This is a genomic window from Pseudoalteromonas sp. J2K-J599, from assembly GCF_059295115.2.
Window position 1 is genome coordinate 1,196,065 of record NZ_CM200271.1, and the last position, 23,640, is coordinate 1,219,704.

Below are 23,640 nucleotides of genomic sequence, written 5' to 3' on the forward strand. Positions count from 1 at the left end.
CTATTTTATCGTAGTTGGCTAAGATTAACAAAGTAGATGTTTGGTTTGTTATAAAGCGCTAGAGCAGGGGCTTTTCAAGTGGTAACATAACTGTTCAAGTAAATAGTCAAGGACTCAAAGTAAATGGTAAATATATACAACACACTCACGCGACAAAAAGAGCAATTTAAACCTATGGTCGAAGGCAAAATCGACATGTATGTGTGTGGTATCACCATTTATGATTACTGCCATATTGGACACGCTCGTACTTTTGTTGGTTTTGACGTTATTGTGCGCTACTTACGTCATATTGGTTACGATTTAAAATATGTACGTAACATTACAGATATCGACGATAAAATAATTAAACGCGCAAATGAAAATGGTGAGTCAACAAACGATTTAACTGTGCGCATGACTAAAGCGATGCATGAAGATTTTGATAGCCTAAATATGCTACGCCCAGATATTGAACCAACCGTTACAAGCCATATGGATGAAATTATCGTTATGGTTAAGCGCTTGATTGAAAAGGGCCATGCCTATGTTGCAGCTGATGGCGATGTATTGTTTGATGTATCAACGTTTGAGCAATACGGTGCGCTTTCTCAGCAAGATTTAACTATGCTGCAATCGGGCTCTCGCGTTGAAGTAGCTCAAGATAAAGACGATCCACTTGATTTTGTGTTATGGAAAAAAGCCAAAGCAGGTGAGCCATCATGGTCATCACCGTGGGGTGAAGGGCGTCCTGGTTGGCATATTGAATGTTCGGCAATGAGCTCAAAACACTTAGGTGAGCATTTTGATATTCACGGTGGGGGGTCTGATTTACAGTTTCCACATCATGAAAACGAAATTGCCCAGTCGTGCTGTGCAAACAACGGCAAGTATGTAAATACATGGATACATACTGGCATGGTGCAAGTAAATAAAGAAAAAATGTCTAAGTCGTTAGATAACTTTTTTACTGTGCGTGAAGTTTTAAAAGCATACGATGCTGAATCTGTTCGTTACTTTTTAATTTCAGGGCATTACCGCAGCCAATTAAATTACTCACAAGAAAATTTAGACCAAGCGCGTTCATCACTTGAACGCATTTATACAGCGCTTCGTGATGTCGTACCGGTAGAATGCGATTTAGAAGGCAATGAGTTTGTTGCTAAATTTAGAAAAGCAATGAATGACGACTTTAATACACCAGAAGCACTACCTGTGTTGTTCGAACTTGCTAAAGAATTAAACCGCGTAAAAGAAAGTGACGCAGGTCAAGCTGGCAAGTTTGCGTTTATACTGCGTAGCCTTGGTGAAGTGTTAGGCGTTGCTCAACAAGCACCGGAAGCTTTTTTACAAGGTGGGCAAGATGACGACGAAGTTGCGACAATTGAAGCATTAATTGTAAAACGTAATGAAGCACGTGCTAGTAAGGACTGGGCTGCTGCTGATGAAGCTCGCGATGCACTTAATGCATTAGGTGTAATACTTGAAGATTCAGCTGGTAAAACAACGTGGCGTAAAGCGTAAGCGTTTAAAGTAATTCAGGTCAAACTAAAAAAGGGTTGCCAAATGGCAACCCTTTTTTGATTTTTTAAACAGCTTAGCTGTGATATTTCTCACACGCTTCAAGTGTGTTTTCAATTAAGCTTGCGACAGTCATCGGGCCAACGCCACCTGGTACAGGTGTAATAAAATGCGCTTTTTGTTCGGCCACACTGTATTGAACATCACCGACTAATTTACCCGTATCTAAGCGGTTAATGCCCACATCGATAACAATAGCGCCTTCTTTTATCCAATCTCCCGGTATAAATTCAGGTTTACCGACAGCCACAACTAATAAGTCAGCGCGGCGAACATGTGTTTCTAAGTCTTGAGTAAACTTATGACACACAGTGGTAGTACAACCTGCTAATAAAAGCTCTAACGACATTGGACGACCAACAATATTTGACGCGCCAACGACAACTGCATGCATCCCTTTATAACGTACACCCGTTGAATCAAGTAATGTAATAATACCTTTAGGCGTACATGGGCGAAGGGCAGGCATACGCTGTGCTAATCGACCAATGTTATATGGATGAAATCCATCAACATCTTTATGTGGGGTAATACGTTCTAAAATCTTTTCAGCATCAAGACCTTTTGGCAGTGGTAACTGCACTAAAATTCCATCAACTTCGGCATCATTATTTAGCTCGTCAATTAAATCTAAAAGAGTTTGCTCTTGTGTGTCTGCTGGTAAATCAAATGATTTAGAGATAAAACCGACTTCTTCACAGGCTTTACGTTTTGAACCAACATAAACTTGGCTTGCTGGATCAAGTCCTACAAGTACTACTGCAAGTCCTGGTGCACGTAAACCATTTGCTACACGTTCACTTACGCGTTCTGCTACAGCGCTACGTACTTGTTTTGCGATTGCCTTACCATCAATGATGTTTGCCGTCATGGGTGACCTTTAATTGGGGTTAATTAACTAGATACCGATACTCTAAAAACGAATGCATAATAAAATAGGGGTAAAAATGCTAATAAAGAAAAATACGCTCTTTATTTAACTCGTTTTATAATGTGCCTACTATTTTCGCAGAAAAGCATAGCAGCGCCAAGTTGCTTTTAAGGTATATAACGTTTGAGCTGTTAAATAGTTTAAAATTCAGCCGACTATTGTAATATTTAACCATTGTGCACTAAAAATGAGCACTTGATTGGTTTTCTTAAAAAAACGTTTGACCTAACCCCGTCAAATCACTATTATGCACCCCGTTGTCAACGAGGTCACTCGCTAGCAATAATAAGTTTCGGCGATTAGCGCAGTTTGGTAGCGCACTTGGTTTGGGTCCAAGGGGTCGCAGGTTCAAATCCTGCATCGCCGACCATTTTTTTATAATTTTTTATAATCGAATAGCTTATTGGTAAACTATGAAGTTTTCGATGCGCCCATAGCTCAGCTGGATAGAGCAACGCCCTTCTAAGGCGTCGGTCGAAGGTTCGAATCCTTCTGGGTGCACCATTTGAAAACATGTAAATATAGCGGTGATTGTAGCTCAGTTGGTAGAGCCCCGGATTGTGATTCCGGTTGTCGTGGGTTCGAGCCCCATCAGTCACCCCATTTACAACGAATATCGGCGATTAGCGCAGTTTGGTAGCGCACTTGGTTTGGGTCCAAGGGGTCGCAGGTTCAAATCCTGCATCGCCGACCATTTTCTTAAAATGGTCTTAAACTCTCAGTTTAAGTGTTCAGTATGAAAAAAGAAGTTAACTCTTCAATGTCGGCGATTAGCGCAGTTTGGTAGCGCACTTGGTTTGGGTCCAAGGGGTCGCAGGTTCAAATCCTGCATCGCCGACCATTTTCTTATCTAATAAGAACAATAAGTAAATTCCTCTAAGTTATAAATCTAAATCTGTTAGCCTATAATTCTATTAAATAATTTCTATTTTATTCTATTTAGTCCGTAGTTAGCCTGTTTTTTATTCAGTTAGTCTTTATAGTCCCTTATCTAGTCCAAATAATTGCCCCCTATACTCGACTATCATAAATATTAGGTTATAATGCCGCGTCTATTGTTTAACATAGTGCCCGAAGGGCAAAGCAGCAATGGTGTCTCATGGTAGCGACGGATGCTTTTAAGTGTGAAAAACCGCTTAAACTTTATCAAGACTCATGCAGAACACTTTGTTTGTAAAGGAAGGCGAACAGTCGCCAAAATTGAATATTGAGGTAAATCATGCAAGTTTCTGTTGAGACGACCCAAGGCCTTGAGCGCCGTATAACTATCACCGTTCCTTCAGAGAACGTTGAGACCGAAGTAAAAAAACGCCTACAACAACTGTCAAAAACACAGCGTATAGATGGTTTCCGTGCTGGTAAAGTTCCAGTATCTGTAATTAACAAGCGTTTTGGCCCTGCAGTTCGTCAAGAAGTTGCTGGCGAAGTAATGCAACGTAATTACATTGAAGCAATCGTTTCTGAAAAAATCAACCCAGCTGGCGCGCCTACATTCGCTCCTAAATCACTTGAAGCAGGTAAAGATTTAGAATTCTCAGCAACGTTTGAAGTTTACCCTGAAGTTGAAGTTCAAGGTTTAGATAAAATTACTGTTGAAAAACCAGCAGTAACAGTAACTGACGAAGATTTAGCTAACATGCTAGAAACACTTCGTAAGCAACACGCAGCGTGGGCTGATGTTGATGCAGCAGCTGGCGAAAACGACCGTGTAACAGTTGATTTCGTAGGTACTATCGACGGTGAAGTATTTGAAGGCGGCAAAGCTGAAGACTTCCCATTAGAACTTGGCCAAGGTCGTATGATCCCAGGTTTTGAAGATAACATCGTAGGTAAAAAAGCAGGCGAAGAAGTAGTAGCTGATGTAACTTTCCCTGATGATTACCACGCTGAAAACTTAAAAGGTAAAGCGGCTCAATTCACTATCACAGTGAAAAAAGTTGAAGCGCAAGAATTACCAGAATTAAGCGAAGAGTTTGCAACTAAATTCGGTGTTACCGAAGGCGGCGTAGACGCGCTTAAAGAAGAAGTTAAAAAGAACATGACACGTGAGCTAGACCAAGCGGTTAAAGCAAGCGTTAAAGACCAAGCAATCAAAGGTCTTTTAGCTAACAACGAAATCGAAGTGCCTAAAGCACTTGTTGATCAAGAAGTTGATGCTCTACGTCAGCAAGCAGCTCAACGTTTTGGCGGCGACGCTCAAAACATGCCAGAGCTTCCAGCTGAATTGTTCCACGAGCAAGCTGTAACACGTGTAAAAACTGGCCTTTTATTAGGTGAAGTGATTAAAGCTAACGACATCAAAGTTGATGATGCTAAAGTTGAAGCATTAATCGCAACAGTAGCTTCTGCATACGAAGATCCAACTGAAGTAGTAGAATACTACAAAGGTAATGATCAACTTATGCAGCAAATGCGTAATGTAGCAATGGAAGAGCAAGCTGTTGAAGCTATTTTAGCTAAAGCAGTTGTTACTGATGTTGAAAAAGCATTTGATGACATCATGAATCCACAGCAAGGTGCTTAATAAGTCATTGACTTAAGCTCTCGCTAACGATTAAATGGCTCGTGTTACTCTGTTTATACAGCGTGCTCGGGCCATTTTAGTTTTTGGCTCTAAATTTGCGAAAAACGATAACTATGCTTCCTTATAATAAGGATAAGTATAAGCGCATAAGGAATTAAATAAGTATGAATACTGGTATTACAGATCCCCTAAATGCATTGGTCCCAATGGTTGTTGAACAAACACCAAAAGGCGAGCGCTCGTATGATATTTATTCGAGATTATTAAAAGAGCGTATTATCTTTTTAACAGGTCAAGTTGAAGACAACATGGCAAATCTGATCTTAGCGCAAATGCTATTTTTAGAATCAGAGAACCCTGATAAAGATATCTTTTTATATATCAACTCACCAGGTGGTTCAGTAACTGCGGGTATGGCTATTTACGACACAATGAACTTCATCAAACCAGATGTAAGTACAATATGTGTAGGTCAAGCTGCAAGCATGGGTGCTTTTTTACTTACTGCTGGTGCTAAAGGTAAGCGTTTTTGCCTACCAAACTCACGTGTGATGATTCACCAACCATTAGGTGGTTTCCAAGGTCAAGCATCTGACTTTGAAATACACGCTAAAGAAATTCTGTCTATTAAAGATAAGCTTAACCGCTTAATGGCTGAGCATACAGGCCAACCATTGGATATTATCTCTAAAGACACAGATCGTGATAACTTCATGAGTGCTTCGCAAGCTGTAGATTACGGCTTGGTAGACTCTGTATTTACAAATCGCGACAAAAAGTAAGCGCTTGGTAAGCAGGACTGCCTGTTTGCCACTTTGAGTTACTATGCGAAAACCAATAAATTTTGGTATAGTTAAAGCGTATTGAAATAGCCGCCAATAGTTTTGGTGGCCAACGTAATAAAATGAGGTAGCTGAATGTCTGACACTCCTACAGACGGCGACAAAAGTAATAAATTGTTATACTGCTCTTTTTGTGGCAAAAGCCAACATGAAGTGCGTAAATTAATTGCAGGCCCTTCAGTATACGTTTGTGATGAATGTGTAGAGTTGTGTAACGATATTATCAGGGAAGAGATCAAAGACATTGCTCCTAAGCATGATACGTCTGACAAACTACCTGTACCAAAAGAAATTCGTAAACACTTAGACGATTATGTTATTGGTCAAGATCATGCTAAAAAAGTATTGTCTGTTGCCGTTTATAACCATTATAAACGCCTACGTAACCAATCGACTAAGCAAGACATTGAATTAAGTAAAAGTAATATTTTGCTTATCGGCCCAACAGGTAGTGGTAAAACATTACTTGCAGAAACATTAGCGCGCCTACTTGACGTGCCGTTTACTATGGCCGATGCCACTACATTAACCGAAGCAGGTTATGTAGGTGAAGATGTTGAAAACATCATTCAAAAGCTTTTACAAAAGTGCGATTACGATGTTGAAAAAGCACAGCGCGGTATTGTCTACATCGATGAAATTGACAAGATTTCTCGTAAATCTGATAATCCTTCAATTACGCGTGATGTATCAGGCGAGGGCGTTCAACAGGCGCTACTTAAACTGATTGAAGGCACCGTTGCTTCTGTTCCACCGCAAGGTGGTCGTAAACATCCACAGCAAGAGTTTTTACAAGTAGATACATCTAAAATCTTGTTTATTTGTGGTGGTGCATTTTCAGGCCTAGATAAAGTAATTGAGCAACGTAGCCATAAAAACACCGGTATCGGTTTTGGCGTTAGCGTAAAAGAGTCTGCGGCGAGTCGTTCTTTAAGTGAAACATTTAAAGACGTAGAACCAGAAGATTTAGTTAAATATGGCTTAATTCCTGAGTTTATAGGCCGTTTGCCGGTAGTGGCTACATTAACTGAGCTTGATGAAGCAGCTCTTGTGCAAATATTGAGTGAACCTAAAAACGCGATTACTAAACAGTTTTCAGTATTGTTTGGTATGGAAGATGTTGAACTTGAGTTTCGCGATGATGCCTTAGCTGCTATTGCTCACAAAGCAATGGAGCGTAAAACAGGTGCACGTGGTCTTCGTTCAATTGTTGAAGGCGTGTTACTTGATACTATGTACGAACTTCCTTCAATGGATGATGTAAGCAAAGTGGTTATTGATGAAACCGTTATTAAAGGTGAGTCAGATCCAATCTTGATTTATGAAAATAATAAGCAAGATAAAGCTTCATCAGAATAGTTTTTAAGCTATTTGAATGGAAAAAGGAGCCTTAGGCTCCTTTTTTTATAATTAATTTAATCGAGTTAGGGAAAATTGTTGAACTTTAATTAGGTTATCCCCATATACTTGAGTAATCTTTAAAATAAATGAAGTGCGAAGAGAAACTATAATGACGCTTGAGAGAACCGACCGAGTCGAAATCCCAGTCCTTGCACTGCGCGATGTTGTGGTATATCCGCACATGGTGATCCCGCTTTTTGTTGGCCGTGAAAAATCAATAAAATGCCTAGAAGCGGCAATGGACAAAGACAAACAAATTTTCTTGGTTGCACAAAAAGATGCAACTGTAGATGAACCAGAGCAAGATGATATTTATCGTATCGGTACTATTGCCACTGTACTTCAGTTATTAAAATTACCAGACGGTACAGTTAAAGTTTTAGTCGAAGGTACACAGCGCGCACAAATTGAAGAGTTTGTTGATAACGATGATTTTTTTGTCGCTAATGCTCAATTTATTGAATCTGATTCTGTAGATGAACAAGAGCAAGATATTTTTATCCGAAGCGCAATTAGCCAGTTTGAAGGCTATGTAAAGCTAAATAAAAAAATTCCACCTGAAGTACTAACTTCGGTTTCAGGTATTGATGAGCCAGCACGCCTTGCCGACACAATGGCAGCGCATATGCCGCTTAAAGTACCTGAAAAACAAAAAGTGCTCGAAATTTCAAGTGTTACAGAACGTCTTGAATATTTAATGGCACTAATGGAAGGCGAAATAGACTTATTGCAAGTTGAGAAGAAAATTCGTACCCGCGTTAAAAAGCAGATGGAAAAATCTCAGCGCGAGTATTACCTCAATGAGCAAATGAAAGCCATTCAAAAAGAACTTGGTGAGCTTGATGATGTGCCTGACGAATTTGAAGCGCTTAAAAAGCGTATTGAAGATTCTGGCATGCCTGATGAAGCTAAAGAAAAGGCAACTACAGAGCTCAATAAGCTTAAAATGATGTCGCCAATGTCTGCAGAAGCAACTGTAGTGCGTTCATACATAGATACATTAATTAATGTGCCATGGAAAAAACGCTCTAAAGTGAAAAAAGACTTAGCAGGCGCACAAAAAATTCTTGATAGCGATCACCACGGCTTAGATAAAGTAAAAGAACGCATTATTGAGTACCTCGCGGTGCAACAGCGTACTAATAAGCTCAAAGGGCCAATTTTATGTTTAGTTGGACCACCTGGTGTTGGTAAAACATCACTTGGGCAATCTATAGCGCGTTCTACTGGTCGTAAATATGTGCGTATGGCACTTGGCGGCGTTCGCGATGAAGCTGAGATTCGCGGCCATCGTCGTACCTACATTGGTTCTATGCCAGGCAAGCTAATTCAAAACATGTCTAAAGTGGGCGTTAAAAACCCATTATTCTTGTTAGACGAAATCGATAAGATGTCATCTGACATGCGCGGTGACCCAGCATCAGCATTGTTAGAGGTGCTTGATCCCGAGCAAAACAGTCATTTTGCCGATCACTATCTTGAAGTAGATTATGATTTATCTGACGTTATGTTTGTAGCAACATCAAACAGCTTTAACATTCCTGGTCCATTGTTGGACCGTATGGAAGTTATTCGCTTGTCGGGTTACACCGAAGATGAAAAGCTAAACATTGCAAAAGAGCACTTAATTACTAAACAAGTTAAACGTAACGGCTTAAAAGAGTCTGAAATAGTTATCGAAGACAGCGCAATTATTGGCATTATTCGTTATTACACACGTGAAGCGGGTGTACGTAACCTAGAGCGCGAAATTTCGAAACTATGCCGTAAAGCAGTTAAAAATATCTTACTTGAAAAAGACACTAAAATAGTGACCATCAATCAAGATAACCTAGAAGACTTTTTAGGTGTGCAGCGCTTTGACTATGGCAAAGCTGAAGATGGCGACCGTATTGGTCAAGTTACAGGCTTAGCATGGACAGAAGTTGGCGGTGATTTGCTAACAATTGAATGTGCGGCAGTGCCAGGTAAAGGCAAGTTAAGTTACACCGGTTCTCTTGGCGATGTAATGCAAGAGTCGATTCAAGCGGCAATGACGGTTGTGCGTAATCGAGCAGATACTTTTCGTATTAACAGCGACTTTTACGAAAAACGTGATATTCACGTACACGTACCTGAGGGCGCAACACCAAAAGATGGTCCTAGTGCGGGCGCAGCAATGGTAACGGGTCTTGTATCTAGCTTAACGGGTAATCCTGTACGAGCAGATGTTGCTATGACTGGTGAAATTACGCTACGCGGTGAAGTACTTCCTATTGGTGGTTTAAAAGAGAAGTTATTAGCGGCGCATCGTGGTGGAATTAAAACAGTGATCATTCCAAAAATTAACGAACGTGACTTAAAAGAGATACCAGACAACGTGCTGGCAGGTCTTGATATTCACCCAGTTACTTGGATTGACGAGGTGTTAAAGCTTGCTTTAGTGCATCCTGTTGAGAGTTTTTCGGTCGAAACACCTAAAAACCAAGAAAAAACATAAAAAAAGTGCTTTTTAGGGCTTTTCAAATCTAAACGGTATGATAAGTTAAGCACTGGTTTTCAAGCCTAGCCCTTACGGGGCCTAGGCTTAAGAAAAATATAATCATGTGGGCATTAAAAGTTTGCTCTAAAATTTTCAAAAAAGTGATGTTAGTTTAAAAAACCATCGCTCTTGATAATAACAATGAAAGAGGATGATATTGTGAATAAATCTCAATTAATCGATCAAATCGCAGCTGATGCTGACATTTCTAAAGCGGCTGCAGGTCGTGCACTAGATTCATTCATCGAATCTGTATCTGGCGCGCTAAAAGATGGCGACTCAGTTGCACTTGTAGGTTTTGGTACTTTCTCAGTACGTGAACGTGCTGCACGTTCAGGCCGTAACCCGCAAACTGGTGAAACTATCCAAATTGCTGCTGCAACTATTCCAGCTTTTAAAGCCGGTAAAGCGCTTAAAGACGCAGTAAACTAATCACTGTTTTAAACACATTAGTTATGGCGAGTGTAAAGTTACTGATTCACCACAACAGATGAGTTAAGTAACTTTTCCGCCAGTTACTTCAAGTGAAAAAGCGTATCTGGTAAGATACGCTTTTTTTACATGTGACAAGGTAAAATACCTTGATCAAAAAGAGATAAACAAATGCTTGAGAAAATCAGAGAAGGTTCGCAAGGACCTGTAGCCAAAATAATTTTAGGCGCGGTGATTTTATCTTTTGCCTTAGCAGGGATCGGTAGTTACTTAGGTCAAACCACAGAACAACCCGTTGCTGAAGTAAATGGAATTAAAATTAGTCAAACCGATTTTAACCGTGCTTACCAAAATGAACGTAGCCGTTTAGAGCAACAATTTGGTGAATACTTTACACAAATTGCAGCTGATCCAAATTACATGGCACAAATTCGTCAAGGTGTAGTTGACCGCTTAGTACAACAAGAATTGCAATCACAGCTAGCGGCTGATTTAGGCCTTCGCGTAAGCGACGAAAGTGTACGTAAAACAATTTTAGAATTACCATACTTTCAAATTGGTGAAAAATTTAATAACGACCGTTACCTACAAGTAATTCGTCAAATGAATTTTCAACCAGATGCTTTTCGTGAATATTTACGTAAAGATATGACACGCAGCCAGGTAGTATCTGCTGTTGCAGGTACAGACTTTGCTCTAGAGAGCGAGCTGAAAAGCGCAATTGCTCTTCAGCAGCAAACTCGTAGTATTGAATACGTAGTTGTAAACAAAGAGGCACTTGCGGCGAATGTTGAAGTATCAGATCAAGAAGTATCTGATTACTACGACCTAAACGCATCCCAATTTTTATCTCCAGAGCTTATCTCAGTAAGTTACATTGAGCTTAAAGCTGCAGATATCAATGTTGAATCGGTAACCGAGGATGACGTTAAAGCGTATTATGAGCAAAACAAAGCACAATATGTTGAGCCAGAAAAGCGTCGCGTATCGCATATCTTAATTGATAACAGTGAAGACGATGATGCAGCTAAAGAAAAAGCTAACGCGCTACACGCTCAACTTGAGCAAGGTGCAGATTTTGCAGAGCTTGCTGAGTCATCGTCTGACGATATCGTTAGTGGTGAAATGGGCGGCGATCTTGAGTGGATTGAGCGTGACGTAATGGACCCTGCATTTGAAGACGCGGCTTTCGCGCTTGAAAATAAAGGTGATATTTCTGACGTTGTTACTTCTGAGTTTGGTTATCACATAATTAAGCTTACTGATATTCAACCACAACAAGTTAAAGCGTATGACGATGTTAAAGCTGACTTACGTGCTGAATTAGAACAAGCTGAAAAAATAGATGCATTTTACGAAAAGCAAACTGAAATGGGTGCACTTGCATTTGAAATTTCAGACCGCTTAGATGATGCTGCAGAAGTTGCTGAAGTTGAAGTTAAATCTACACCTCTTTTAGCACTTAATGCTCTACCAGAGCCGTTAAACAGCCCTGCAGTTGTCACAGCATTAACATCAGTTGATTTACTTGAAGATAAAGTAAATTCTGAAGTTATTGAGCTTGGCGATGAGCATGCAATCATTGTTCGTATTAACGAGCATAAAGCTGCTGCTACTAAGCCGTTAGATGAAGTAAACGAGGAAATTAAAGCGCGTTTAGTTAATGAAAAATCATCTGAGCTTGCTAAAGAAAAGGCACGTAGCTTATTTGCAGAAGTACAAGCAGGTAAGAGCTTAAACGATGTTGCTAACGAGCAAAGCTTAACACTTCGCCAAGAAGCGCAGTTAACACGTCAAAGCTACACTGTTTCACCTGCTATTGTGACTCAAGCTTTTAAAATGGCTCACCCAGCGGATTCTGCGGTAGTCGATCTCGTTAATTTAAATAATGGTGATGCAGCAATTGTTGCGCTTAAGTCGGTAACAGATGCACAAGTTGCAGCTAATATTGACCCTCAAGCAAAACAAAGCATTACTATGGCGCAAGCAAATAAAAACTACATGGTATTTATTGAAGCGCTTAAAGCCAATGCTGAGCTTAACTTACCAACGGCTACACAAACTGTTGAGTAATTAATTTTAGCTCATAAAGAAAGGCGCTTTTAAAGCGCCTTTTTTATTGTCTTTTAATTACCTCTGGCAATAAACTCAATTCGATTACCGCTAGGCTCTCTTATCATCATATGTTGGGTTGGGCCGCTACCTAAGTTTTCGGGTGCAAACTCTATAATAATATTATTTTGCATTTTTAAGTGTTCATGTAGCTCGCTTAAATTTTTGATACTTTCAACACTGAGTGCTAAATGATGTAAGCCCACATTTTCTGCTCTATTAAACTCCACACGTTTTGCATCGTTTTTCACGCGCCATAATGTAATGGTTATTTTATTGTTTGATAAAAAATAAGCAGGATAGGCTGGGTCATTTCCTAGCGTTTTAAAGCCAAGTACATCAGTAAAAAATGCTTTGGATGCATCTAAGTTTGATACGGTTAAACCTAAATGATCAACGCCACCAACCCAGTTTTTAATCTTTTTTGGTGTATCAGCAATAGCTGAGGCTGATAGAAGGAGTAATGGGGAAAGGCTAAGTAGTAACTTTTGTTTAAGCATGAGATCTCTTGTTAATTAAATACAATTAACAAGAAGACCTAGTTAAATACGGTTACCTTACAAAAAAGTTAGGTATTTATAATCTGCTTTAGCAGCTTAATAAACGCTGCGTAACTTTTGATTGAGGGTTTTGAAAAACATCTTCAGTAGGACCGTATTCAACCACTTCGCCTTTATCAAGTACAACTACAAAATCACTAATGTGACGTACTAAACTTAAATGATGAGTGATCATCACATACGTAAGGCCTGTATCGCGCTGCAGCTTAAGTAACAAGTTTACTATTTGCGCCCGTATAGAGGGATCTAAAGACGAAACAGCTTCATCAAGTACAATCACCTTAGGATCTAAAATTAATGCACGAGAAAACGCTACACGCTGTAACTGCCCCACGCTAAACATATGCGGGTAGTAGTGTTTATGATCGATTAACAAACCCACCTTAGAAAGCGTTGCATCAATCTTTTCAGTGCGTTCACTAGCATCAAGCTCAGTATTATATTGCAAGCAATCATCAAGCATTTCGCCAATAGTTAACCCTGGGTTGAGCGATGCAGCTGAATCTTGAAAAATCATACGAATATGGCGACATTGATTATCGCGTACGCCATTATCTTCGATAATATTATTCTCGAGCAAAATTTGCCCGCTATCAGCGCTATCAGCTCCTGAAAGTAGTTTTGCCAACGTACTTTTACCTGCGCCTGTTTCGCCAATTATGGCAATGCTTTCACCTTTACCTACGCAAAATGAAATGTTTTTAAGGACTTCAAACTTTTTACGTGAAAAAAGCCCAGCTCGTACATTAAAGGTTTTACAAAGCGCTTGTACTTTTAACAGTGGCTGCATTACTTCATGTCCTTAATTAACGGGAAGTGACACGCATAACTATGCCCATGATGTTTAGTCAGGGCTGGTGTAACCACACAGGCTTTTTGCGCTTGTGGGCAACGCGGCCCAAGGCGACAGCCAATAGGCAAATGTTGCAAAGTAGGGATAGTCCCTTTAAGCGCATAAAAAGGTTCTTTATGTGCTAAGCCTTGCTCGTAGTCTGGCAAGCTTTTTAGTAATGCTTGCGTGTATGGATGGCGAGGCTGTTTAAATATTTCATGGGTTGGGCCTGCTTCAACCATTTGCCCGCAATATAAAACATGAATGCCATGCGACCAATGTGCAATCTCTTCCAGTTCATGAGAGATCATCAAAATAGACATATTTTTAAGTTGGTTTAAGCTTTTTAGTAACCTAAATACCTGTGCGCGAGTTGTGCTCTCAAGCGCTGTAGTTGGCTCATCAGCGATTAATAGCTTTGGAGTTCGGGCAATGGCCATTGCAATCATTACTTTTTGACATACGCCTTCTGAGAGCTCATGAGGGTAACTACTCAGTACTGCTTCGTGGTTTTTAATGCCCACTTTATGAATAAGCGCTTTTACTCTGTCTTTTCTCTCGCGGTTGCGCTTTAAAAAGAAACCTTTAGTTGCGACCTCAGGGAGTGTTTCGGCAATTTGGTCAAATATTTTAGCGGTTGGGTCAAGGCAGCGACTTGGATCTTGATAGATCATCGCTATATCTTGGCTTACTATTTTACGGCGTTTCTCTGGGCTTAAACGCATTAAGTCTACGCCGCGCCAATGAATACGGTCGGCAGTAATGTCCCAGCGTTCGTTCAATACACCAATAATCGCTTTTGCTATTAGGCTTTTACCAGAGCCAGACTCGCCTACAAGCGCATGTACTTCGCCTTCTTTTAAGCTAAAGCTCACTCTGTCTACGGCTCTAATTACAGTTTCAGAGGTACGTAGTTCAATTGTTAAGTTACGAACATCGAGTAATTGCATTTAATCAGCCTTACGTGCTTTTAGCACTTGTCGCAGGCCATCGCCTACTAAATTAGTAGATAACACGGCTAAAAATAACAGCACACCAGGTAGTGCTACAGTCCACGGCGCTAAATAAATAAGGCCCAGATTTTCGGCTAATATTGCGCCCCATTCGGTCGTTGGTGGTTGAGCCCCTAATTTTAAAAATCCCAGTGCTGAAATATCTAATATCGCGGTAGAAAGCGCCATCGTGAATATAACCACAATATGCTCATAAATATTAGGGAAAATACCGCGCGATATTATATGCCAATTAGATGCGCCATCGAGTCTAAACGCAGTAATGTAATCTTTACTTAATTCATCAACAATTAGGTTGCGCACCGAGTGAATAAACTGCGGTAGTAACGCTAAAATAATTGCCCATACGGTATTCATTAAACCAGGACCGAGTATGGCGATTATTATTATGGCCAATAACAAAGAAGGAATAGAAAGTGTTATATCAAGCAAATGATTTAAAAAGCTTGAACGCAGTCCTTTACTAATCCCTGCAAAAGTCCCCACTAATACACCAAACAGGGTCGTGATTAGGGCAGCTACAACAGAAAGTCCAAACGTATATGTTGCACCATTCATTAAGCGCGAGAGTACATCACGGCCTAAATCATCGGTGCCTAAAATAAAGCGTACATCGCCCATTTCTCGCCATGAGGGCGGTATGAGTAGTGCATCACTATGCTGTTGGTTTACGCCATAGGGCGCTAAAAAAGGAGCTGTGGCGGCCAATAATGCAAACGCCATAAATATCCATAAACCAACCAAAGCTGGGTGATTGTTTTTAAATTTGCGCCAAAATCGCGCAAGTGGCGATTTATTCGACTCTTCAGAAAATAAATTAAACTTTGCCATGGGCCTGATTCCGCGAGAGTGGATCGAATAAAGTGTAAGTAAGCTCAGCTGTAATAGAGGCTAAAATAACAAATAAAGACACCGCCATTAATCCACCTTGAATAGCTGGAAAGTCACGCTGATAAATACTATCGATTAACCATCGGCCAATACCCGGCCAAGAAAAAATAACTTCAGTAATCATCGCAAGTGTTATCAAGGTGCTAAATTGCAAACCAATTTGCTTAATTACCGGTAGTAGTGCATTACGCAGTGCATGGTGCATGATAAGTTGACGGCGGTTAAGGCCTTTTGCCCTAGCTGTTTTAATAAAGTTTTGATCCATTACCTTAAGCATAGACTCGCGAGTAAAGCGCACTAATACCGTGGTTGGATACATGGCCAGTACAATAGTAGGGAGTGTTAAATGGCGCAGCGCATCAACAAAGGCCATTCCTTTATATGGAAATCCAGCGAGAGCAATATCAATTAATATAAACCCTGTACTGGCGGGTATTTCGTAAAGGAGGCCCATTCTGCCCGACATAGGAAACCAGCCAAGCTTTAATGAAAAAACCATTATTAACAACAATGCTAGCCAAAACACAGGCATTGAATAACCTACCATAGTGACAGAGTTTATAAGTTTGTCGGGCCAGCGTTTATGATAGCCGGAGCCTAAAATGCCAGTAGGTACACCAATAACAACCGATACAATTAATGCATATACGCTTAGCTCTAAAGTAGCCGGTAGTAAGTCAATAATATGGCTAAACACGCTGTTACCAGAGGCAAATGAAAGCCCCCAATCGCCTTGAAATATTCTCCCTAAAAAGGCAATGTATTGCATAAAGTAATTGCTGTTGTATAAATATTTATCCTCAAGCTCACTATGCTGTGCAAAGTTACCACTTGGTATGCCACTTAAATTACTTAGCGGATCACCGGGAAATAAATACGCCAGTGAAAACGTAAATACGCTGAGCATTAGTATCATAAAAAAGAACAAACCAAGGCGACGTAAAATATAATCTAAGATCATTATTTCTTCCTCGCATTAGCAAGCGAAATAGCACCAAACGGGCCAAGTGTTATGCCTTCCACATCAGCGCTACTTGCTTGAAAGCGCAAGCCATGAGCAATAGGTAATAACGGCAACTCTTTAATAATTAAGCTTTGTGCATCTTCGTAGTATTTTTTACGTTTGTTTAAATCAGTGGTGTCTAGTGCTTTAGTAAGCAATAAATCAAATTGGGGATTACACCAGTTTGCAGGGTTTTTGCCACTAAAAGTAGCGGTGCAACTCAGCAGCGGGCTAAAAAAGTTATCAGGGTCGGGTGTATCTGCGGCCCAACCAAGTAATACACTGTCGTGCCTATGCTCGCCAATACGTTGAATAAACGTATTCCACTCATATTCTACAATACTGACGTTAACGCCTACTTTGCGTAAATCACTTTGCATAAGCTCAGCCATTTTACGTGCGTTGGGGTTATAAATACGACTCACAGGCATAGCCCATATCGTCATATCAAAGCCATTAGGCAACCCTGCTTCAATAAGTAACTTTTTAGCAAGTTCTGGATCAAACGTAGGTATATCTTCTTGTGGCTCAAATGCCCAAGAGGTTGGCGGCAAAATAGATTGTGCGCGAGTACCGTTCCCGTAATAAACCGCCTGCATTATTTTATCTACATCGATTGCGTGCGCAAGCGCTTGGCGTACGCGTAAGTCGTCAAACGGAGCACGCTCTGTATTAAATGCCCAATAACCTATGTTTAAGTTTGTTTCTTTTTCGACGTTTATATCATCACGTTGCGCTAAAATGCTCAATTGTGCACTACTCGGATGAGCCGTTACATCGCACTCTTTAGTCAGCATTTTTGCTATGCGCGTAGTGCCGTTAGGGGTTATATCGTAAACCAATTGCTCAAGTGCAACGTCATGCTTCCAATAAAGTGGGTTACGGTAAAAGCGCACAAGATGATCTCGGCGGTATTCTTTATAAATATACGGGCCGGTGCCAATAGGGTACTGATCAAATAAGTTCTTTTGATTATTTTTCTTAAGTTTCATGGCGTATTCTTCTGAAAGCACCACGGCAAAGTCGGTAGCCAAATTAGCTAAAAAACTACTTTCAGGATTAAACAATTCAAAACGGACTTGGTAGTCAGACACGCGCACAATTTTGCGAATAAGTTGATCAATTCCTACACTTTGAAAATACGGGTAATCGGCATCGCCCACAAAGTGATATGGATTATATACATCGAATAATCGGCTAAAGGTGAATATAACGTCGTCGGCGTTAAAGTCCCGCGATGGGGTAAAATAAGAAGTTGTATGAAACTTTACATCTTTACGCAGGGTAAAGGTAACCGATTTACCATCTTTGCTAATTTTCCAATCGGTCGCCAGCTCACTTTGAAACTCTGCCGTAACAGGATCAATGCTAATTAAGCGGTCGTATAATTGGTTAGCAATTATATCAATAGTTGAACCGGTGGTCGTGACTTGCGGATTAAACGACACAGGGTTAGCTTCAGCGCAATAAACTAAGCCTTGGTTTTTTTCTTCTATGATTTCTTCTTTGCTATCAAGGCAACCAACTAAAGTGGTGGTAAGCAAAACAAGTAATAATTTATGCACCCGCATAACCTCTGACTATTGTTGATCCAACAAGTTGTATTTTTTAAGATAACCACGTAATTGATGATACGTTAAACCAAGTACTTCTGCAGTTTTCTTTTGATTAAATTGGCTATGTTCGAGTGCTTTATTAATCATGTTTATTTCAAAGTCGTTTGAACGCTCTTTTAAGCTGCACGGAAATTGAATATCAACGGCTGAATCATTGCTTGTTTGAGTAATCGGCGGCGCAACAACAATAGGCTCTGCATTAACATTTTGAGCCGCTATAGGTGCTTTAATACGCGCTTTTGGTCTAAATGGGCTATCGAATGGGTCTAAAATAATCTGGTGAACGGGAATATGTTCACTACCGTGGCGATACAAACTGCGTTCAACCACATTTTTAAGTTCACGAATATTACCAGGCCAATCATAACTAAGCAGTGCTTCTGTTGCGCTTCGGGTAAAACCGCTAAACAGTTCCCACTCTAAATCGCGCGCCATATTCATCGCAAACTGCTCAGCAAGAAGCATAATATCGTCTTGGCGTTCGCGCAGTGGTGGTAGGGTAATTACATCAAAGGCAAGGCGATCGAGTAAATCACTTCTAAATTCACCTTGCTCGGCCAAATAAGGAAGATCTTCGTTTGTCGCACACACTAAGCGGGTATCTACTTTTACAGTTTGTTTGCCGCCAACACGTTCAAACTCACCGTATTCTATAACGCGCAGCAGTTTTTCTTGTACCATAGCTGAGGTATTAGCTAATTCGTCTAAAAACAGTGTGCCGCTGTTAGCGCGTTCAAAACGACCTTCGTGACGTTTACTTGCCCCCGTAAAAGCACCGCTTTCGTGGCCAAATAACTCACTTTCGAGTAGGTTTTCGTTAAGCGCTGCACAGTTAAGCTTTACGTAGTTTTGATCCCAGCGTTTTGATAAAAAGTGTAAGCGTGCTGCTATTAGCTCTTTACCTGTGCCGCGTTCACCAATAATAAGTACCGGTTTATCTAAATTAGCCAGTTGCGATACCTGATCTAATACAGACAGAAAGCTATCTGATTGGCCGAGTAAATTATCCTGTTGGCGATATTGGCTCATATTTCCTAACTCTTGGTCATTTTTACTAACAGTTAGTGTATTTCATAATTAGGGATAACTAAAGAAATTTGTATATTTAGTTTAACGTAATGAAAATAAAGTGTATTTTAACTTTTAAAAAGTTGGCAAGCATATTGATACTAGTTATAGCAGACTAACTAAGTTTTAATTACAGAGGTAAATGTTATGGGAATTTTTTCACGTTTTGCAGATATTGTTAATTCTAATATCAACGCCATTTTAGATAAAGCAGAAGACCCAGAAAAAATGGTTCGTCTGATTATTCAAGAAATGGAAGATACGCTTGTTGAAGTACGTTCTACATCAGCTAAAACATTGGCTGAGAAAAAAGAAATTGTACGCCGCTTAGATACCCTTAAAGCGCAGGTAAGTGATTGGCAAGATAAAGCCGAACTGGCTTTAAGTAAAGACCGCGACGATTTAGCGCGTTCAGCCTTACTTGAAAAGCAAAAGTCGGCAGATGCCGTTGCTTCAGTAGCGAGTGAGCTTGAACATGTAGAGTCTCATATTGAGAAATTACAGCAAGAAGTCACGACGCTACAAGAAAAGCTAGCAGATGCTAAATCTCGTCAAAAGGCAATTATACTTCGCCAACGTTCGGCTGAGTCGCGCCTTGAAGTGAAAAAGACACTTGATAGCTCAAAAGTAGAAGAAGCACTTAATCGCTTTGAACGTTACGAAACCAAAATTGATGGATTAGAATCTCAAATTGAGTCGTACGATTTAGGTAAAAAGACGTTAGCGGACGAAATTGCTAACCTACAAAAAAATGAAAAGATAGATGATGAGCTAGCCGAACTTAAAAAGAAGTTAGCTGATAAATAATTACATATAAAAATATATGGGGCCCATGTGCCCCAGCTTAAAAACATCAAAACGGATTGTCAGGAGAGGATTATGTTTGATCCAGAGATATTAGTTGCACCATTTATCTTGTTTATGATTTTTGTTGCTCCGCTGTGGCTAATTTTGCACTACCGTAGCAAAAAACAAGTAAGCCAAGGTTTAAGTGAGCACGAACATCGCCAATTACTTGAGCTTGCACAAAAAGCTGAAAAAATGGCGGACCGATTAGAAACACTTGAAGCATTGCTTGATCAAGAGTCACCACAATGGAGACGCAAAGTATGAGTGCCAAACGCGAATTATTAAGAGACCCACAACGCGGTAAAATAGCCGGTGTATGTGCGGGATTAAGTGACTACTTTAATATGGAGTTATGGTTAGTTCGCATTATATTTGTTAGTGCGGTACTGCTAACGGGTGGCCCATTATTTGTGGTAGCGTATATTGCAGCTTGGTTCATTTTAGATAAAAAAGAGCCTGCAACAGCGCAAACAAAAAGCTCAACTAAAACTGACGATCCGCTAGAAGTAAAATTTAAAGTATGGCAAAAAGGCGAGCCACCGCGCCGCGCATTGCAAGATTTAAAAGAGCGTTTAACGCGTGTAGATACTCGCCTTCAAGATATGGAGCGCCATGTAACTTCAAGCGAGTTTACGGTGAGCCGTGAAATTAACAAACTTTAAAGGATTTAATAGCACCTTATTTGCAGCGTGATAAATTACGGCAAATTAGGTGCAAGACACTTTATGAGCCAATCATTTGCAAAAAAGACCTTTAAAAGCATTAAAGGCAAAGCACAAAAAGCCCTTCATCGCAGTTTAGACCAACACGTAAAGCTTGCCGTAACTGGCCTAAGTGGTAGTGGTAAAACTGCCTTTATTACCGCGCTTGTTAAACACTTAACAACCCAAGCGGACGATAAAAACTTACCTTTTTTTGATGTAATGCGCGAGCACCGCCATGTGGCCACTAAAGTTGTGCCGCAAGAGGCGTTAAAAGTCCCTACGTTTAATTATACGCGCGCACTAAATTCATTATTACCCAGCGATGGGGTGCCTACATGGCCTGCATCTACCGAGCGGATTAATACGCTACGCTTAGCAATAAAGTATCAAAGTAATGCAGGGCTGCGCGGCCACTTTTCACCGCAATCAACGCTTTATTTAGATATTATTGACTATCCGGGTGAATGGCTCCTTGATTTACCTATGCTTGAGCAAAGCTATTCTCAATGGTGCGAGCAGCAATATCCGTTATTAACTCAGCCTTCGCGCGTAAACACATCAAGTGATTTTTTAATGGCCGTTGAGCAACTTGACTTAAACGCTCCCGTTGATGAAAACGCACTTGCTCATATTGCTCAGCTTTATCAAAGCATGTTAGTCGGGCTTAAAAAAGACACCAAACTTGCCATGTTACAACCTGGGCGCATGCTAATGCCTGGCGACCTACAAGGCGCGCCATTGTTATTGTTTTTTCCGGTATCGGGTGAAATAAACAGTGACGATGTCGTTGCGGGTTCTAATTTAGCGCATTTAATTAAGCGTTTTAACGCCTATATAAAAGAAGTCGTAAAACCATTTTATAATGAGCATTTTAGGCACTTCGATCGCCAAATTGTACTTGTAGATGTACTTAGTGCGTTAAACGAAGGGCACGAAACACTCCAAGAGCAAAGCAGTGTAATAAACCAATTACTCGCACACTTTAATTACGGTGAGTCGGGCTTTTTTAAACGTTTATTTAAGCCCAACATAGACAAAATATTATTTGCAGCTAATAAATCAGATCACATAAGTGCAAAACACCATAAAGATTTAGCACTGCTACTAGATTCGCTCGTGCATGAGCAAAGTAATCATTTAAAGTTTGATGGTGTAAAAATAGAAACCATGGCTATGTCGTCAATTACAGCAACGCAGCCGCGCCAGATTACCGACAAAGGCCAAACGCTTGACTGTATTTATGGTAAACCATTACACGAACCTGATTGGCTTACGTATTTACCGCCGCAACCTCCCTCGCGGATGCTTAATAAAAATGAGTGGCCAGCACAGGGATTTGAGTTTTTATCGTTCTCTCCAATGCCGAGCCCCGATAAACAACTAAAACATATTAGATTAGATCATGTCATGCAGTACCTGCTAGGAGACAAATTAACATGAGTGAGTCAAACCAACCATTTCAAGCAGGGCGTCGCATAGATACGCAAAGCATTGAGCAAAACGAACCCGTTTTAGCACCTGCAAAAATTATTCAGCACGGACAAAGTGATTACGAAGAACTTGAAGATGAAGCACTAGAGCCAGAAATAGATCTAGAACCTGTATACAAAAAGTCAAAGTGGCAAACGCTTAAAGGTGTTTTTGCTATTAGTTTTATAGTGCTGGTGCTTTTAGAGTTTGCGTACTCGTTGGTATTTGCTTTCGAGCAGTCAATTATTTTAGGCAGTGTTTATTTAACTGCGGTTGTAAGTGGTGTACTGCTAATAGGGCGCTTATTGTGGCGAGAGTTCCGAATGTTGCGCAGTTTAAAGCGTAACCAACTGCACCGAGTTGAAGCTGACAGGCTTTTAAACAGCGAGCAAGTAGGCGGTGCGTTACCTTGGCTCGAAAAGCTTAATAAACACCAAGAACTTGATAACTTTGAAACCTTTAAAAACCAAGTAGCGACGCATCACAGCGACAAAGAAATAATGACGCTGTACGCCAATAGTTTATTAATAACCCAAGACACCAAAGCTAAAAAGCTTATAAATCGTTTTGCGACTGAATCCGCACTGCTAGTTGCCCTAAGCCCACTTGCGCTGGTGGATATGATGGCTGTGCTTTGGCGCGGTACTAAGTTAATAGAACAAATTGGTAAAATTTACGGCATTGGTTTTGGTTACGCAAGCCGCATTAAGCTTTACCGTATGTTGATAAAACAAGTAATGTTTGTAGGCAGTGCTGAGCTTGTATCTGACCTTGCTGCTACAGCATTGAGTGCTGAGCTTTTAGGTAAGCTTTCGGGGCGGGCTGCGCAAGGTGTCAGTGCCGGTATTTTTACAGCGCGTATTGGTTACAAAGCAATGGAGCTTAGTCGCCCATTACCACGGCTTGAAAACAAACGCAGCTTACTAAAAGGCACTGTGCAAAGCATCGCAGGTAAAATTATGAGCCGTAAAAAGGCGGAACCAACACACTAGGGTCTGTTGAACTTTCAAGGTTAAATTTGCAGCAGTCTGTTTGGTATTTAGGCAAGGCAGAGCCTATGCAATGTGGTTATTCCCCAAAAATAGGCGATAACGTAGCATTAATGCCAAACAGGCGCTGCCCAAAGGGTTCTTCCTAGGGGCTATTTACTCTTTGTTGCTCGATTTTTACTTAGCCCACTAGGTTACAAACCTCGCGCCGCGATTAAATAGCCCCTAGTTTGAACAAATTTTAATCCGCAAAGTTCAACAGACCCTAGATTAGCAGTGGCAATATTTGTGTACAAACATGAGCTGCATGGTTTTTACACAA

Annotated in this window: 20 protein-coding genes and 5 tRNA genes; 17 read left to right on the top strand and 8 right to left on the bottom strand. The window is 40.5% G+C overall.

What is annotated here, in order from left to right:
• Window positions 1-123: 123 nt before the first annotated feature.
• Window positions 124-1,503, top strand: coding sequence for a cysteine--tRNA ligase (cysS, locus tag AC5NT5_RS05440; RefSeq protein ID WP_188161818.1), 1,380 nt, complete (start codon window positions 124-126; stop codon window positions 1,501-1,503).
• 73 nt (window positions 1,504-1,576) lie between these two features.
• On the opposite strand, the gene folD is transcribed toward cysS, so the two are convergent.
• On the bottom strand, window positions 1,577-2,431 hold the full coding sequence (folD, locus tag AC5NT5_RS05445; protein ID WP_002958348.1) for a bifunctional methylenetetrahydrofolate dehydrogenase/methenyltetrahydrofolate cyclohydrolase FolD: 855 nt from the start codon (window positions 2,429-2,431) through the stop codon (window positions 1,577-1,579).
• 353 nt (window positions 2,432-2,784) lie between these two features.
• Between folD and AC5NT5_RS05450 the strand changes: the two genes are divergently transcribed.
• The 11 genes from AC5NT5_RS05450 (at window position 2,785) to AC5NT5_RS05500 (ending at window position 12,284) form a co-directional block, all read left to right on the top strand.
• Window positions 2,785-2,861: transfer RNA gene (locus AC5NT5_RS05450), tRNA-Pro, on the top strand.
• Between the two features lie 57 nt (window positions 2,862-2,918).
• Window positions 2,919-2,995: transfer RNA gene (locus tag AC5NT5_RS05455), tRNA-Arg, on the top strand.
• A gap of 23 nt (window positions 2,996-3,018) precedes the next feature.
• Window positions 3,019-3,094: transfer RNA gene (locus tag AC5NT5_RS05460), tRNA-His, on the top strand.
• A 14-nt stretch (window positions 3,095-3,108) separates the two neighbouring features.
• A tRNA-Pro gene (locus AC5NT5_RS05465) sits at window positions 3,109-3,185 on the top strand.
• A gap of 70 nt (window positions 3,186-3,255) precedes the next feature.
• Window positions 3,256-3,332 (top strand) — tRNA-Pro (locus AC5NT5_RS05470).
• A 378-nt stretch (window positions 3,333-3,710) separates the two neighbouring features.
• Window positions 3,711-5,015, top strand: coding sequence for a trigger factor (gene tig, locus AC5NT5_RS05475; protein ID WP_002958347.1), 1,305 nt, complete (start codon window positions 3,711-3,713; stop codon window positions 5,013-5,015).
• Window positions 5,016-5,179: 164 nt separating this feature from the next.
• Window positions 5,180-5,797: an ATP-dependent Clp endopeptidase proteolytic subunit ClpP gene (gene clpP / locus AC5NT5_RS05480; RefSeq protein WP_002958346.1), complete on the top strand. Its 618-nt coding sequence runs from the start codon at window positions 5,180-5,182 to the stop codon at window positions 5,795-5,797.
• Between the two features lie 135 nt (window positions 5,798-5,932).
• Window positions 5,933-7,216, top strand: a complete 1,284-nt coding sequence (gene clpX / locus AC5NT5_RS05485) for an ATP-dependent protease ATP-binding subunit ClpX (protein WP_182672005.1) — start codon at window positions 5,933-5,935, stop codon at window positions 7,214-7,216.
• Between the two features lie 151 nt (window positions 7,217-7,367).
• Window positions 7,368-9,737, top strand: a complete 2,370-nt coding sequence (gene lon, locus AC5NT5_RS05490; RefSeq protein WP_149591824.1) for an endopeptidase La — start codon at window positions 7,368-7,370, stop codon at window positions 9,735-9,737.
• A gap of 177 nt (window positions 9,738-9,914) precedes the next feature.
• Window positions 9,915-10,211 (top strand): HU family DNA-binding protein, encoded by a 297-nt coding sequence (locus tag AC5NT5_RS05495; protein WP_290173982.1) that lies wholly within the window; start codon window positions 9,915-9,917, stop codon window positions 10,209-10,211.
• Between the two features lie 171 nt (window positions 10,212-10,382).
• Window positions 10,383-12,284, top strand: coding sequence for a SurA N-terminal domain-containing protein (locus tag AC5NT5_RS05500; RefSeq protein ID WP_494513489.1), 1,902 nt, complete (start codon window positions 10,383-10,385; stop codon window positions 12,282-12,284).
• A gap of 53 nt (window positions 12,285-12,337) precedes the next feature.
• Here AC5NT5_RS05500 and AC5NT5_RS05505 read toward each other — a convergent pair whose 3' ends face one another.
• The 7 genes from AC5NT5_RS05505 to pspF all read right to left on the bottom strand — a co-directional run bounded on the left by AC5NT5_RS05505 (window position 12,338) and on the right by pspF (window position 19,267).
• Complete coding sequence (locus AC5NT5_RS05505; RefSeq protein ID WP_188161860.1) at window positions 12,338-12,823, bottom strand: VOC family protein; 486 nt, start codon at window positions 12,821-12,823, stop codon at window positions 12,338-12,340.
• An 88-nt stretch (window positions 12,824-12,911) separates the two neighbouring features.
• Window positions 12,912-13,673, bottom strand: a complete 762-nt coding sequence (locus AC5NT5_RS05510) for an ATP-binding cassette domain-containing protein (protein WP_002958339.1) — start codon at window positions 13,671-13,673, stop codon at window positions 12,912-12,914.
• A complete protein-coding gene (locus tag AC5NT5_RS05515; protein ID WP_002958338.1) occupies window positions 13,673-14,665 on the bottom strand; it encodes a peptide ABC transporter ATP-binding protein in 993 nt (330 codons plus the stop codon). The genes AC5NT5_RS05510 and AC5NT5_RS05515 overlap by 1 nt, the downstream gene beginning before the upstream one ends.
• A complete protein-coding gene (locus AC5NT5_RS05520) occupies window positions 14,666-15,559 on the bottom strand; it encodes an ABC transporter permease subunit (RefSeq protein ID WP_002958337.1) in 894 nt (297 codons plus the stop codon).
• Complete coding sequence (locus tag AC5NT5_RS05525; RefSeq protein WP_002958336.1) at window positions 15,546-16,580, bottom strand: ABC transporter permease; 1,035 nt, start codon at window positions 16,578-16,580, stop codon at window positions 15,546-15,548. Before AC5NT5_RS05525 ends, AC5NT5_RS05520 begins: the two co-directional genes overlap by 14 nt.
• On the bottom strand, window positions 16,580-18,187 hold the full coding sequence (locus tag AC5NT5_RS05530; protein ID WP_494513490.1) for an ABC transporter substrate-binding protein: 1,608 nt from the start codon (window positions 18,185-18,187) through the stop codon (window positions 16,580-16,582). Before AC5NT5_RS05530 ends, AC5NT5_RS05525 begins: the two co-directional genes overlap by 1 nt.
• A gap of 15 nt (window positions 18,188-18,202) precedes the next feature.
• Entirely contained in the window at window positions 18,203-19,267 is a 1,065-nt protein-coding gene (gene pspF / locus AC5NT5_RS05535) for a phage shock protein operon transcriptional activator (RefSeq protein ID WP_494513491.1), read from the bottom strand.
• Between the two features lie 186 nt (window positions 19,268-19,453).
• On the opposite strand from pspF, the gene pspA reads away from it, so the two are divergent.
• The 5 genes from pspA to AC5NT5_RS05560 all read left to right on the top strand — a co-directional run bounded on the left by pspA (window position 19,454) and on the right by AC5NT5_RS05560 (window position 23,321).
• Complete coding sequence (gene pspA, locus AC5NT5_RS05540) at window positions 19,454-20,113, top strand: phage shock protein PspA (RefSeq protein ID WP_007376832.1); 660 nt, start codon at window positions 19,454-19,456, stop codon at window positions 20,111-20,113.
• A 72-nt stretch (window positions 20,114-20,185) separates the two neighbouring features.
• Window positions 20,186-20,419, top strand: a complete 234-nt coding sequence (gene pspB, locus AC5NT5_RS05545) for an envelope stress response membrane protein PspB (protein ID WP_024590985.1) — start codon at window positions 20,186-20,188, stop codon at window positions 20,417-20,419.
• Window positions 20,416-20,817: an envelope stress response membrane protein PspC gene (gene pspC, locus AC5NT5_RS05550; protein WP_024596503.1), complete on the top strand. Its 402-nt coding sequence runs from the start codon at window positions 20,416-20,418 to the stop codon at window positions 20,815-20,817. Before pspB ends, pspC begins: the two co-directional genes overlap by 4 nt.
• A gap of 63 nt (window positions 20,818-20,880) precedes the next feature.
• Complete coding sequence (locus AC5NT5_RS05555) at window positions 20,881-22,299, top strand: YcjX family GTP-binding protein (RefSeq protein WP_494513492.1); 1,419 nt, start codon at window positions 20,881-20,883, stop codon at window positions 22,297-22,299.
• Complete coding sequence (locus tag AC5NT5_RS05560; RefSeq protein ID WP_494513493.1) at window positions 22,296-23,321, top strand: TIGR01620 family protein; 1,026 nt, start codon at window positions 22,296-22,298, stop codon at window positions 23,319-23,321. The genes AC5NT5_RS05555 and AC5NT5_RS05560 overlap by 4 nt, the downstream gene beginning before the upstream one ends.
• The last annotated feature ends 319 nt before the right edge of the window (window positions 23,322-23,640 follow it).